General features: G+C 36.2%; 10 protein-coding genes. 1 reads left to right on the forward strand and 9 read right to left on the reverse strand.

What is annotated here, in order from left to right:
* Positions 1-11: 11 nt before the first annotated feature.
* Complete coding sequence (gene dapA, locus D7004_RS09150) at positions 12-899, forward strand: 4-hydroxy-tetrahydrodipicolinate synthase (RefSeq protein WP_123205564.1); 888 nt, start codon at positions 12-14, stop codon at positions 897-899.
* A 68-nt stretch (positions 900-967) separates the two neighbouring features.
* On the opposite strand, the gene D7004_RS09155 is transcribed toward dapA, so the two are convergent.
* The 9 genes from D7004_RS09155 to murG all read right to left on the reverse strand — a co-directional run bounded on the left by D7004_RS09155 (position 968) and on the right by murG (position 15118).
* On the reverse strand, positions 968-2635 hold the full coding sequence (locus D7004_RS09155) for a RagB/SusD family nutrient uptake outer membrane protein (RefSeq protein ID WP_123205565.1): 1668 nt from the start codon (positions 2633-2635) through the stop codon (positions 968-970).
* Positions 2636-2639: 4 nt separating this feature from the next.
* Positions 2640-5711 (reverse strand): SusC/RagA family TonB-linked outer membrane protein, encoded by a 3072-nt coding sequence (locus D7004_RS09160; RefSeq protein WP_123205566.1) that lies wholly within the window; start codon positions 5709-5711, stop codon positions 2640-2642.
* A gap of 725 nt (positions 5712-6436) precedes the next feature.
* Positions 6437-6613 (reverse strand): histone H1, encoded by a 177-nt coding sequence (locus tag D7004_RS09165; RefSeq protein ID WP_123205567.1) that lies wholly within the window; start codon positions 6611-6613, stop codon positions 6437-6439.
* A gap of 253 nt (positions 6614-6866) precedes the next feature.
* Positions 6867-8108, reverse strand: a complete 1242-nt coding sequence (locus tag D7004_RS09170; protein WP_123205568.1) for an aminotransferase class I/II-fold pyridoxal phosphate-dependent enzyme — start codon at positions 8106-8108, stop codon at positions 6867-6869.
* 168 nt (positions 8109-8276) lie between these two features.
* Positions 8277-9887: a cell division protein FtsZ gene (gene ftsZ, locus D7004_RS09175; RefSeq protein ID WP_123205569.1), complete on the reverse strand. Its 1611-nt coding sequence runs from the start codon at positions 9885-9887 to the stop codon at positions 8277-8279.
* A 129-nt stretch (positions 9888-10016) separates the two neighbouring features.
* The gene (ftsA, locus tag D7004_RS09180; RefSeq protein WP_123205570.1) at positions 10017-11375 is read right to left on the reverse strand and encodes a cell division protein FtsA; all 1359 of its coding nucleotides are present in this window, start codon (positions 11373-11375) and stop codon (positions 10017-10019) included.
* A 48-nt stretch (positions 11376-11423) separates the two neighbouring features.
* Positions 11424-12530, reverse strand: coding sequence for a cell division protein FtsQ/DivIB (locus D7004_RS09185; RefSeq protein WP_208646812.1), 1107 nt, complete (start codon positions 12528-12530; stop codon positions 11424-11426).
* Complete coding sequence (gene murC / locus D7004_RS09190) at positions 12523-13878, reverse strand: UDP-N-acetylmuramate--L-alanine ligase (RefSeq protein ID WP_123205571.1); 1356 nt, start codon at positions 13876-13878, stop codon at positions 12523-12525. The genes D7004_RS09185 and murC overlap by 8 nt, the downstream gene beginning before the upstream one ends.
* Before the next feature lie 133 nt (positions 13879-14011).
* The gene (gene murG, locus D7004_RS09195) at positions 14012-15118 is read right to left on the reverse strand and encodes an undecaprenyldiphospho-muramoylpentapeptide beta-N-acetylglucosaminyltransferase (protein WP_123205572.1); all 1107 of its coding nucleotides are present in this window, start codon (positions 15116-15118) and stop codon (positions 14012-14014) included.
* Between the last annotated feature and the right edge of the window lie 59 nt (positions 15119-15177).

The following is a 15177-nucleotide window of genomic DNA, read 5'->3' on the forward strand; positions in this document are numbered from 1 at the left end:
ATTACAAAAAAATGAACAAATTTCAGGGAACTGGTGTGGCGTTGGTTACACCTTTTAACACAGATGGGTCAGTTGATTATGATGGTTTAAAAAACCTGATTAATCATTTGATAGATGGAGGGATAGATTATCTCGTTTCTTTAGGTACAACTGGCGAAACCGCTACAATGACTAAAGATGAGAAGAAGAAGGTGTGGGCCTATACTGCTGAAATTAATAACAATAGATTACCCTTGGTTGCAGGTATCGGTGGCAATAATACCTTAGCTGTTGCTGAAGATATTAAAGCTTTTGATGCAACTGGTTACAGCGCAATACTTTCTGTTAGTCCATACTACAACAAACCTACACAAGAAGGTATTTACCAGCATTACAAATATTTGGCAGAAGTTTCTCCGCTAGATTTAATTCTTTACAATGTTCCGGGACGTACGATGAGTAATATGACTCCGGAAACAACTTGCAGACTGGCGCATGATTTTAAAAACATCATTGCAACAAAAGAAGCATCAGGAAGTTTTGATCAGTTTAATCAAATTATGCGTGATAAACCTGAAGACTTTTTATTGATTTCTGGCGATGATCCTATTACTTTACCAATGATTGCTTTAGGTGCATCTGGAATTATTTCGGTTATTGCCAATGCAATTCCAAAACACTTTTCTACCATGGTGAATCATTGTTTATCAGGAGATTTTAAAGCAGCTCAACCGGCTCATTTAAGTTTGGTAGAATTTACACGGTTAGCTTTTGCTGAAGGCAATCCTGCCGGGATAAAAGCTGCTCTGAAACATTTAGGAGTTTGTGGCGATACCGTAAGGTTGCCGCTTATTAAAGCGAGTTCAACTTTAGAAGATTTAATAATAAAAGAGATAGAAAAGTTAAGTGTAGTTGCTTAAAAAAAATGTTGTTTAATATATAAAGAGCGTCCCAAATGAAAAATATTTGGGACGCTCATTGCATTTGACTAGTAACCCTTAGTGGTTTGAGCAGCTTTTAAATTAGCGTTTCTATCTATTGCAGTTTGTGGGTAAGGCATTAACATAAATTTATTATCCCAAATCCTGGTTTGTACAATGCTATTTGTAATGTCATAAGTTGTTTTCATAACATCTTTAGCAATATTCCAGCGTCGAATGTCCGAATACCTTTGTCCTTCACCAGCCAATTCTATTCTTCGCTCATTTCTAATAAAATCGCGTAGCTTTTCTTTTGTATTTATTGCTGTTTGATTTACGGCAGGCATACCTGCTCTGGTTCTGATATCATCAAGTGCTGCATAAATTGTTGCATCAGGACCACTTAATTCGTTTTTGGCTTCTGCGAAAGCCAATAAAACCTCTGCATATCTTATTATAGGAAAATCTTGAGCACCATCCCATTCGTTTTGAGAACTTTCTGGCGATGGATCAACCAGTTTTTTAAAGTTATATCCTGTTACACTATTATTTCCACCACCTTTACCCCAAGCGAAACTGAAACCTGCATTAATTCTTCCCCATGGTGTTCCTGGAAATAAAATAGATGCATACAATCTGGTATCGCGATTTTTGAATTCATCGTTATAAGCGGCATTTGGTTTTCCATTATTGTATTTTGTTGCTCTAACATTTGCTGCTGGTGGTGTAAATGCATCACCGCTTTTAGTCCAGTACGCATTAACTAAATCTTGCGTTGGCGTAATTGAACTCCATCCACCCAAATCACTCGGTGGAAAAAGGGTTCTTAAACCATTTCCATAATCATAAGATGAGTTGGAAATATTCTGAGATGCCAGTATCAACTCCTTATTATCAAGTTCATTAGCTGCCCAAAATTGTTGCTCGTAACTTGCTAATCCTTTATAAAATTTATCTTTATCTGCCGCATCAGCGAAGGTTATGTACTTGCTAAAATCATCAGTCAAATCATCAGCAGTTAATGTATTTTTTCTAAAAAGTTGATAACCTAAAGATTTTACTTTTTCTGCACTTGCAACTGCATCAGCATATTTTTGATACTGTAGCTGTATTCTGGCAAGAAAAGCCCAGGCAGCACCAGCAGTAATTCTTCCACTCTGTACAATTGCTGGATTCAAATCAGCTACCGCAGATTGAATTTCACTGATAGCAAAATTAATTACCTCAGCTTCCGGCGTTGGTGTAACAGCAGTTTCAGATGGTTCGGCATAAGCAGTTTTTAATAACGGTACTGGTCCGAATATTCTGGCTAAGTCGTAATAAGTTATTGCTCTAAGCACTTTGGCTTCTGCAACATACCTTTTCATTACCGTTGCAGATAGTGGTGCCTTAGCTACATTATCTAAAAAATAATTATACCTTCTGATGTAAACATATCTGCTTCCATAGCCTTGGTCTATTGTAGCATTTATATTTCCAGCAGCAATTGGTGTGGCATTGCTTTCCCAAGGGTATTGCGCATAAGCATTATCGCTAGCGCCATCATCATAAGCATTGGTATATGCATTGCTAAAATATCCGTAACAAGCATTTAAAGCTAGTGTGGCATCTTTCTCGGTTTTCCAAAAAGAATTGCTAGATAGTTGGTCTTGTGGAACATAATCCAAGTCTGATTTTTTGCAGCTACCCATCGCGATTACTGCAAAAACAAATGTTATATAAAATATCTTTTTCATGTGTTTATAGGGTTAGGTTGATGCCAAAAGAATAAGTTTTTAATGTTGGATAAGATGCTCTTGCTGAAGGTGTTTCAGGATCGAAATCTTTCAATCGCTTATCTCCTCTTATCGTAAATGGATTGTTACTTGATGCATAAACCCTTAATCCTCCAATTTTTAATTTATCTAAAACTTTTTTCGGTAAGCTGTAACCTAAAGCAATTGTTTTTACCCTAAAATAATCAGCATTAAAAAGCCAGAAATCAGATTGAACAAGGTTTTGGCTATTGTCTGCAGAGCTTAAAACTCTTGGGTACACGGCGTTTGGATTTGGGTTAGCGGCCGTCCATCTATCTAAAACATAAGATTTTGCACCTGCACTATTAAAAAATGCCTGAGATGCCTCATTCTCTAAATAAACTTTTACATCATTTACACCCTGACCCAAAACGGATAAATCGAAGTTTTTATAATTTGCCGTGAAATTAATTCCATATATAAAATACGGAACATCATTACCTGTAATTACCCGATCATTTCCATCGATTTTTTTGTCACCATTTTGGTCAACATATTTTATATCGCCGGCTTTAGTAGCTGTAGATTGAAATGCATGTGATGCAACTTCAGCATTTGAAGAAAATAAACCGTCAGACTGATACATGTAGAATGAGCCAATAGCTTGCCCTACCCTATTGATGTAATAACCGCTTGGTGGTGTTTCGTTAGTGCCACCTAAATCAACTACCTTATTCCAAATTTTACTTACGTTACCACCAATTGAATAGGTAAAATCATTAACTTTTCCATTGTAACTTAACGAAAGTTCAAATCCACTGTTCCTAACCTTACCGAGATTTACTGATGGTGCTTCTTTTGTTGTCGAATTTGATACCAATCCCGCTTCTGATGGAATGTTTGGGTTTTCTAAGAGAATATCTTCCGTTAATCTATTGAAAACATCCAATTGGAAGTTAAAAGATTTAAACAAAGTTGCATCTAAACCAGCATTGTACATATCAACCTTTTCCCAACTTAGCAAGCTGTTAAATATTTTACCTGGATAAACACCATCTTGCTTCGTTTCATCCAAAATCACCACGGTACCCGTATTTAAACCATCGTAGAAATCATAATTTCCTACGTTGTTGATATTACCCAATTTACCGTATGATAATCTGAGCTTCAACTCATTAACAGCTTTAACATCTTGCATGAAACTTTCCTTTGAAATACGCCAGGCTGCAGAAAAAGATGGATACAAACCACTTCTATTGCCAGGAGCAAATTGAGATGATGCATCGTTTCTTAAACTAGCTTCTAATAAATACGTATCGTTAAATGAATAGTTTAATCTGCCAAAAACTGAAGCAAAAGCACGTTGTTGAATTCCCCCACTTGCCGTTGTATTTTCTGGTAATTGCGAACCACCATTAATTGCATTCAAATCGTTATTTACAAAATTTTTGCGAATGGTACTGATGGTCCGATTATTATAATTTTCGTAAGATGCACCCACCAAAGCTTTAAAATAATGCTTGCCCACTGTTTTCTCATAATTGGCAGTTGCTTGTGCTAACATCCTACCAGTATTTTCCCAAGATTCTGTGAGTTGATTGGTGGTTACCGCTGTACTTGCGATTGGCAATCCGGTAAAGAAGTTATTTATAGGATTCATTGTATTAATGAATTCGCTATTCAAAGTGTTGTAGAAATTGTAGGAGAACAAACCGCCAATCTCTAAACCTTTTACAGGAGTGTATGTTCCATTTAAATTACCAATGAAGCGGTTAGTGTTGTAAGAATTTCTTCCACCTTCTTCTAATTTTCTTAAGGTGTTGTCACGAGCTAAGGTGGCATCAATAATACCACCATTAACGCTTCCCCATTGACCGTTGCTTTGTTTTGCTACTAAAAGCGGTGTTTCTCTTGATAACGTAGTAAAATTAACTGCACCTTTTTCGTTGTCGAAACCATCTCTTACAAACGATAAATTTGTACTGATTTTAAATTTCTCTGAAACCTGCGTTTCAATATTTGTTCTCAAAGAATATCGCTTTAAATCTTTACCTGGAATTAATGAATTCTGAGTAAAATATGCACCACTTAAATAATACCTGGTTTTTTCTCCACCCGAAATATTAAGTTGGTGTTCCATCATTGGCGCATTTTTTTTAAGCGTTAATGCAAACCAATCATTATCTGGATATCTATCCGGGTCAGATTGATTTTTGATGACATCTAATACTGTGGCGGAGTAAACTGCAGATTTTCCTGCATTTGCAGCAGCTTCATTTCTTAGCACGGCGTAATCGTAAGCACCTACGAAATCAGGAAGGTATAGAGCAGTTTGATTTCCATAATAAGCATTATAGGTAACTTTAGCTGCACCACTTCCTTTTTTGGTAGTAACTAAAATTACTCCGTAAGCTGCTCTGGAGCCATAAATCGAAGACGATGATGCATCTTTTAAAACGGAGATGTTTTCTACATCATTTGAATTGATACGGGCAAAATCTCCGGAAGGTACGATTACTCCATCTACAACGTATAATGGTTCTGATGCGCCTAAATTACCTCTACCTCTTACATTTATACTTCCTAAATCAGCGCCAACATCTCCTGGAGTAGATTTAATGGCCATTCCCGGTACGGTTCCCTGAAGCGCATTAATAAGCGAAGTTACAGGTCTGTTTACGATTGCCTTAGTATTGACTGTGTTTACTGCTCCTGATAAGTTAACCTTTTTTTGAGTGCCGTAACCTACCACTACCACATCATCTAAATTGGATGACGGCGCATCAACAAGCGTTACGTTAATTTCATTCCTATTATTTACTGTAATCTCTTGCGTGTTATATCCCACAAAAGAGAAAGTTAGCGTAGAATTAGCAGGTGCGCTAATGAGATAAACCCCATCAGGACTAATTGCGGCTCCAACTGAAGTTCCCTTTACACGAACACTTACACCAGGAAGTGGTTGTCCGCTGCTATCTTTCACAACACCTTTAATGCTAATTTGAGCAAAACTGATTAGCGATAGAAAAGCAAAAATATTGGTTAGAAATATTTTTCTTTTAATTTTTTTTACCATAAGACATTTAGTTAGTTTGTAGTTTAGTTGAGGTAAAAATATATTAAATAGGAAGTCAGGAGCAGTTTTTGACGATACAAAATGCAGACAAACGTTTGACTTTTATAAAAATAAAAGGTTTTAAAAAGGCGTAATTCTGTATTTCTACTTAGTATTACTTTGTAGTTGGATAAAGATTGGCTTTGCACCATCAGAAAATGTTATTATGAGTGCGGATAAAATAACCGCGACCATAAAATCTCAGCTATATGGAAGGGAATCAATAGTATTTGCATATTAATTCTCAATATTATCTATATGCTATCGAGGAGAATATATTTTATAGACAAACGTTTGCGCAGAGATACTCCGAATAGGAATGTTTAATTAATAAAATTAGAGTTGGATTTATTGCAGAAAAGATGCTGAAATAAATTCAGCATGACGTGTTGTACAAGAAATACGGCGATAAAATCACAAACTTAGTAACCTGAATTAGATTAATAATTTTCCTTCACATGATTAAAGCTGCTTTTTTTAGTTAACCTAACCCTAAATTTATTTCAGGGTCTTTTTAGCAGGAAAGATGCTGAAATAAATTGAGGAAGAAGTGTTGTACAATCAATAAAGCGATAAAACAGCATTCTTATTGAGTTTAAGACTCGAAATCAGGTTGATAGATATAAAAAAAGGGTCTCTCAAAATATATTTGAGAGACCCTTTTTTATTTAATATGTTATAACCGCCTATGCTTTATTTTTTGCGTCCTGAACTTCTAGGCGGATAGCTTGTGCTAAATTTTTCAAATCTTGCATGCCTTTACGAATTCTTGTACCAGCTGCACTGTTTCCTTTATTATAAAATTTGTCTGCGTCAGCTTCCAAAGCTGCTACTAAACTTTTTACTTCTTCGAATTTTTTCATTTTTTTGTGGCTCCTGTAAATTTTAGGTTTAATTTCTAATACTAATTTAATGTGTTTAATTAAATAAAAAAACTTTTAAGCACACAAAATCAAGCTGTTAGTTAGCAATTTTATCCACAAAAAATGTTATTACGTATCTTGATTCAGAAAACTAACGAGTTAAATCACTGTAAAACAATGTAATACAGACAATCGATCATAAAAAATGCCCTTTAACCTAAATTAAAGGGCATTGTAAAATTTTTATAGATGCTTAAACTGCAGCAAACTGATTTTCCTTATAATAACCACTTTCAAGCTTTTCAGCTACTTCGCTAAATGCATCAAGTGTACGCTGAACATCTTCAAGTGTATGAACTGCCGTTGGAATAAGACGCAATTCTATTAAACCTTTCGGGATAACAGGGAAAATTACGATTGAGCAAAAAATACCATAATTCTCACGTAAATCGTAAGTAATGGCCGTTGCATCCGATAATTCACCTTTTAAGAAAACTGGTGTTACAACCGTATCCGTAATACCTAAATCTAAGCCACGCTCGCGTAAACCCTTTTGTAAGGCCATCGCTATTTCCCAAAGTTTATCTTTAAGTTCAGGTTTCGTTTTCAAAAGTTCTAAACGTTTTAACAAACCGATAACCATTGGCATCGGCAATGCTTTGGCAAAAGTTTGCGAACGCATGTTGTATCTTAGAAAGTTAGTGATATCAACTGTTGAAGCAACAAAAGCACCAATACCAGCCATAGATTTTGCGAAAGTTGAAAAATAAACATCGATATCTTCAATACAATCCTGTGCCTCGTGCGTACCCGCTCCTGTTTTACCCATAGTACCAAAACCATGTGCATCATCAACCAAAATACGGAAAGTAAATTCCTTTTTAAGTTCGATAAGTTCTTTTAACTTTCCCTGAGCACCGCTCATTCCGAAAACACCTTCGGTGATTAATAGAATACCACCACCAGTTTCTTCAACTAGTTTAGTTGCACGCTCTAATTGTTTACGAGCACTATCTACATCATTGTGTTTATAAACAAAACGTTTACCCATATGCAATCGCAAACCATCCACTATACAAGCGTGAGATTCTGCATCATAAACCACAACATCATTTCTATCGACCAAAGTATCGATGATAGAAACCATACCCTGATATCCGAAATTTAATAAAAATGCATCAGGCTTACCAACAAATTCTGCTAATTCCTGCTCCAACTGCTCATGATATTTTGAGTTTCCACTCATCATACGAGCACCCATTGGGTAAGCCATTCCAAATTTTGCCGCAGCTTCTTCATCTGCCTTTCTAACTTCAGGATGATTGGCCAAACCTAAATAATTGTTTAAGCTCCAAACCAAATGTTCTTTTCCGTTAAATTGCATGTGAGGTGCAATTTCTCCTTCTAATTTTGGAAACGAGAAATACCCATGAGACCACTTTTGGTGTTGCCCTAAAGGACCCATGTGTTTCGTTATCTTATCAAATATATCCAATGTAATATGTGTTTATTGTATTTAAATTGTTGCGAATTTAAGGTTTATTCAGCTTAAAATCAACCCGATTCATCTTTGCGATGTCAATTAAAGAAAATTAACAATCTAATTTTATGCCAAAAAAGCCCCGACGTTAAATCGAGGCCTTAAAATTATATTTGGTTTATATTAATCAACATTATCGTGCAAGAAAGAATTGTTCGGTTTAATCTCCGTTCCACCATCTTCATCGTTGCTTAAAGTAAAACGACTAATCTGAGATTCTGAAGAGTGCTGAACTTGTTGCAATTGCATTTGTTTGCGTTTGTAAGCAGGTTCGTTCTCCAATTCTTGTAAACCATTAGTTGTTCGAAGCTTCATACTTAAATCTTTTAAACGCATTATACGTTCTCTCGATTTTTTTAACTGCTCTTCTACAGATTCATCATTTTGATTGTCATCTAAGCCAACAACTGGTTCTGGTTCAGGCGCTTGAACTTCTTCTATCGGTTCGAAAACAAATTGTGTTTCAGATACCTTAATTTCGAATTCAAAACCCGTTTCTGCTGGTGCTTCTGCTTGTGGCTCTTCCTCTATTAAAGTATGACGAACTACATTGTTTTCAGGCTCCTGATATTTTGGCGCTTCTGGTTTACTAAACATTCCACCAAATAAATCGGCTTGTGGCGCTTCTTCTTTAGCTTTTAAAACAGGCTCGTAAGATGGTACTGATTTCGGCTGGATAAAAGAATTTACCGGTTCTACAGCACGAACAAGCGGTGCTTCTTCTGGTGTTAAAAGTGATATTTTCTTTTTATTTTTTTCTTCGTTAACACGTTGCTCTGAGGTTTGGAAACCAGTTGCAATTATTGTTACCGATAGTTTATCTTCTAAAGATTCATCCGTACAGTTACCCCAAATTAAATCTGCTGATAAGCCAGCTTTGTCCTGAATGTAGTCCGTAATTATCGAAACTTCATCCATAGTTACTTCACGTAAACCAGAACTAATGTTTAATAAAATATAACGTGCGCCTTCAATCTCATTATCTTTTAATAATGGTGATGCTAAAGCACCTTCAACAGCTTGTAAAGCACGGTCTTCACCATCTGCAGCAAAGCTACCCATAATGGCAACACCGCTATCTTTCATAACGGTACGCACATCTTTAAAATCAACGTTGATGTAACCTGGTACGGTAATAATTTCGGCAATTCCTTTTGCTGCTGTTGTTAAAATATCATCAGCCTGACCAAATGCAGAACCTAAAGTTAAATTACCGAAGATTTCGCGTAGTCTATCATTAGAAATTACCAGATAAGAATCTACATATTTCTTCAACTCTTCCATACCTTCATCGGCTTGCAACCTACGTCGTTTACCTTCGAAAGAAAATGGTGTGGTTATGATTGCTACAGTTAATATATCAAGTTCTTTTGCAGCTTTAGCAATAATCGGACTAGCGCCCGTACCTGTACCACCACCCATACCTGCAGTTATAAACAACATTTTAGTTGTACTACCTAGCATGGCTTTGATATCATCTATATTCTCAATAGCTGAGTTTTTACCAACTTCAGGGATAGAACCAGCGCCCATTCCTTCAGTTAAGCTTGCACCCAATTGAACCTTGTTTGGAATAGGACTTGACTCCAATGCCTGTGCATCAGTATTACAAATAATAAAATCCACACCAGTAATACCCGATAGGTACATATGGTTTACTGCGTTGCCGCCACCGCCCCCAACACCAATTACTTTGATGATTGACGACTTATCTTTTAACATTTCGAACTGCATAATCTTATGAATCAGTTGTTTAAAATTCTTAAATTCTGTTCATTACCAAACGTAATATTAACACTTTTTCCACATACGTTTTCCACAACTGTTCATAATGTGGAAAACTCATCCTTTGTTGAAAAAGAATTAGCTTTTCAGGTAATCTTCATCACTAACGTCCATATCATCCTGAATGAAAGTTCTGGTTTTAGCAAGCAATTTATCAAACAAACCTGGTCCGCGTTTTTCTTTTTCTTTCGCTGTTTTAGGTTTTTCTACAAAAACACCTGGTTGTTTCATCTCTTCTATCAGCTCCTCAGCTTTTTGAATTCCTTTAATTAACAAACCCACACTGGTTGCGTACATTGGGCTTTTTAAATCATCGTATATGGTTTTTGGCATATCTTCATATTTAGATAAATGCTCATTCGGATAACCAATACGGCAATCTAAACCCGTAACATATTCAACGGCCTGACTTAAGTGTTTCAATAAAGCCCCACCACCAGTAATTACTATACCCCCAATTAATTTTTTCTCGTAACCTGATGCTTTGATTTCATAATACACATGCTCGATAATTTCTTCCATACGAGCCTGAATAACATAAGCCAGGTTTTTAACTGAAATTTCCTTTGGTTCTCTACCGCGTAATCCCGGCACACAAATTATTTCATTCTCTTTATTCTCTTCGGCCAACGCAGAACCGAAACGCGTTTTTAATAATTCTGCTTGATTGCGCATTACAGAACAACCTTCGCGTATATCTTCGGTAACGCTATTGCCACCGAATGGAATAACTGCTGTATGACGAATAATACCCTCATGGAAAATCGCGATATCTGTTGTACCACCACCAATATCAACCAATGCAATACCAGCTTCTTTTTCTTCATCGCTCAACACCGATTCAGAAGAAGCTAATGGCTCAAGAATTAAATCTTGGGTTTGCAAGCCTGCGTTATTTACGCATTTAATGATATTTTTAACGGCAGTAACCTGACCAGAAATGATATGGAAATTCGCTTCCAAGCGAACACCAGCCATACCAATCGGATCTTTAATACCCGGCTCGTTATCAATGGTAAATTCCTGTGGTAAAACATGGATAATTTCCTCACCTGGAGGCATAACCAGTTTAAACATATCGTCGATTAACTTATCGATATCTTTCTTACCTATTTCGTTATTTAATTCCCTTCTGGTTAAAATACCGCGGTGTTGCAAGCTTTTAATGTGCTGCCCAGCAATACCAACGTTAACCACTTGTATCTCTACATTTGATTGTCCGCTTGCAATTTCTACTGCTTGCGCTATGCCTTGAACTGTTTTCTGAATGTTAGAAACCACACCACGTGTTACACCAGCAGATTCGGCTTTGCCAATGCCTAAAACTTCTATTTTGCCATGCTGTGTTCTGCGGCCTACAATAACACATATTTTTGTAGTACCGATATCCAGGCCAACTACAATTGGAGACTGACTGGTAAATTTTGCCTTGTCCATATTCGTTAATTTTGTTGAGTTATATATTTTGTTATCAGAGGGATCTTGTTAATTCTTTTTATCTGCCACTTTTTTGCTCGCATCAGCCTTTGGCTTTACCGAAGTCTTTTGCGGTTGATTTATCTTTTTCGTTTCTGTTTTAACCTCGGTTGTTTTCGCCTTTTCCTTTTTATCTACTGTCTTAACCACTAAAACCTTTGGCTTAACTATAGTTGGCTTAGGCTTAATGACCGCAACAGAGGGCTTATCTGACTCATTATTATCACGAGTTTTAATTGCATCGGCAATTACGTCTCTAATCAATGAATCTGAAACCTTCCTGGTGATATTAATGCTATCTGCAGCAGTAAATACTTTCGCCTTTTTAGCAATTAAAGACGAATCTCTCTTCTCGCAAACAATTTGATTGGTGTATTTAATATTTATTGTTCTGTAAGTTTCCCAGCCAACTTGTGGCATCGCCTTTTTGTAAAAAACCAATAAGTTTTTCATTTTCTTATCGATAGAATCAGCGCTACCTAATATTATACGTTGGTTACCAACTCTTGGTATTAATTCTATATCGTTTTTTGCATCTACAATAATTTGTTCGATTTGATTATCCCAAAGCGTATCTTGTTTGATATATTGAGCAGTTTTATATAAATCACGGGCCATTTGCGTCCTTAAGGTATCAACGCGAGTACCGAAAACTTCCTGAATGTTTCCCGTAGCAACAAGTACATTGGCGGTAAAGTTTGGCGAAATTGGCATTTTTAACCCATCGTTATCAATGTAAAAATCCTGTCCCGAAGCGTTTAAAATCCTAAGTACAGGTTGTCTTTGTTTAATCTCGATGCTTAGCACGCCATCCATATCTGCATAAACTTTAGCAAAACCGATATATGGATTTGATTGTAGTTTTTTTTCAATTTGATGAATATTGATTTGCTCTAAGTTTCGACCTACCAAAACACCCTGATCTTCACGCAAAATTTGATCAACTTCTTCTCTTTCTATGAAGTTATCTGCTCCAGGAATTAAAATTTTAACTTCTGTACACTTAACGGTTTGCTTTTTTATGTTGATGAAACTTAAAAGCACCACTACGCCTGCAAGACTAATTAGCCAAGCAAAGCCAGTAAAAATTGCGCTCCAGTTTATCCGCTTAAGCATTGTTTAATATATTTTTTAATGGTTCGATTAATGTATCTATATCACCTGCGCCAACTGTTAAAAGTAACTCAGGCTTGGTTTGTTTAACATGCTGAATAACAAAATCTTTTCCACAAATTTTCTTATCAGATAAAGTAATTTTATCGAGCAAATACTGAGCATTGATGCCCTCAATTGGCAATTCCCTTGCAGGATAGATCTCCAAAAGCATCAATTCATCGGCGGTGCTTAAAACTTTTGCAAATTCATCGGCAAAATCCCGCGTACGTGTGAACAAATGTGGCTGAAATACAACAGATAATTTTTTATCAGGATACAGTTGACGAACTGCGTCAAAGCAAGCTTTTAATTCTTCAGGATGATGGGCATAATCATCTATATAAATTTGATTGTTATTGTTAACAACATATTCAAAACGGCGTTTTACACCTTTAAAATTAGCGACTGCCTGTTTAATTTTTTCTGAATCTATACCCAATTGTAATGCAATTGCTATGGCGACTGTCGTGTTTTCGACGTTATGCTTGCCAGGCAACATTAACTTTAAATCTTCGATATTATGATCAGCATCACGATAATCAAAAACAAACTTTGAGCCTTCTACATGTATGTTTTCAGCCCGAGCAACCGCAGTTGAACTTGCAGCATAGCTTGTACTATTTTTAAAAGGTAAACCCTCATGAGCATATAAATTTCCATTGGGCTTAATTTGTGCAGCAAATAATTGAAATGATTCTTCCAATTTACCTTTATCACCATAAATATCTAAATGGTCGGCATCCATTGAAGTAATCACGGCTATATCAGGATGCAAAGTTAGAAATGAACGATCGTATTCATCAGCTTCTACTACCACAACATTGTTGTTTCCAAACAAAACATTACTGCTATAATTACTGGTAATACCACCTAAAAATGCCGTACAATCGTAACCCGTATCTTTTAAAATATGGGCAACAATTGATGAAGTTGTGGTTTTACCGTGTGTACCAGCAACCGCTATGCAAAACATCCCTTTACTAATTATCCCTAAAACTTCAGAACGTTTTTTAAGGTCGAAAGCCTTATTCTTAAAGTGATTTAATATTTTCGAATCTTGCGGAATGGCCGGTGTGTAAACAACAAGACTATCATCATGATTATCTAAAAATGCACATGGCAAGGCTGATGGCTCATCAAGATAGGAGACTAAAATTCCTTCTCTTTCTAAAGTTTCTGTAAGCTTAGTACGTGTTTTATCGTAGCCACAAACTGCCTGACCACGTTTAGCAAAATAACGGGCAATAGCACTCATACCGATACCACCGATACCAACAAAATACACCCTATTTATTTTACTTAATTCCATATTTTTTTTAAGCTTAATTTGAAAGACTAGAGCTTAAAGCTTTCTTTCTAATCGTTTAATTTTTTTAGCTTCAAGATTCTTTCTTAAATGCAATAACGACTTGTAATTGCTTTTATCTTTAAGCTTTATGCTTTCATCTTCTTATCAATTTTAAAACTTCATTGGCTATAATTTCATCAGCATTTGGAAGCGCCATTTTTCCAATATTATCAGATAAAGTAGCACAAGTGTTTTTATCATTTAAAAGCTTTAAAGCTTCTGTTACCAATGTATCTTCAGCAGATCTGTCATTTATCAATATTGCGGCATTGTTTTTTACCAAGGCTAATGCATTTTTAGTTTGATGATCTTCGGCCACATTTGGCGAAGGCACTAAAATCACTGGTTTTTTAATTAAACATAATTCTGCGATGGTGCCTGCTCCTGCTCTACTAATAATTACATCTGCAGCAGCATAAGCCAAATCCATTCTGTTTAAAAACTCTAAAATCCGAACATTTGGATGGTAATCAATCCCTAATCTTTCGATGATTCCTTTGTAGTAGAACTTACCTGTTTGCCATATTACTTGCACATCTTGAGCTAAAATCTCTGGCAAATGTTTTTCAATGCTTTTATTTAAAGTTCCTGCTCCTAAACTTCCACCAGTTATTAGAATGGTTTTTTTCTGAGGATCAAGCTTTAAAAGCTCGGCGCCAGAATAATGTTTACCTTTTATATCAACAACTTCTTGCCGAACCGGATTTCCCGTTTTCAGTATTTTATCGGCAGGAAAAAACTGTCCCATTTCATCAAACGCTACACAGATTTTGGAAGCCTTTTTTCCTAACCATTTGTTGGTTATTCCTGCATACGAATTCTGTTCTTGGATTAGATACGGAATTCCTTTTAACGAAGCTGCGTACAATAGCGGACCAGAAGCGTATCCTCCAACGCCAACAACAGCATCCGGCTTAAAGTTGTCTATCAACTGCATTGCTTTACTTACACTGCCCAAAACTTTAAATGGAAGTGCAAGGTTTTTAACAATTGAACCGCGTTGAATACCACTAATATTTAGTCCGATTATTTTATATCCGGCTGCAGGAACTTTTTCCATTTCCATACGACCAGTTGCGCCCACAAATAATATTTCGCAGGTTGGCACAATGCGCTTTAATGCATTGGCAATGGCAACGGCGGGAAAAATGTGCCCGCCTGTGCCACCTCCTGATATGATAATTTTTGGGGAATTATTCATTTTTAATTAATTAGTGAATTTTGAATGAGTGATTGAGAGAATGTTACAAGCGATTGCTT

The organism is Pedobacter jejuensis (assembly GCF_003725795.1).
Classification (GTDB): Bacteria; Bacteroidota; Bacteroidia; order Sphingobacteriales; family Sphingobacteriaceae; genus Pedobacter; species Pedobacter jejuensis.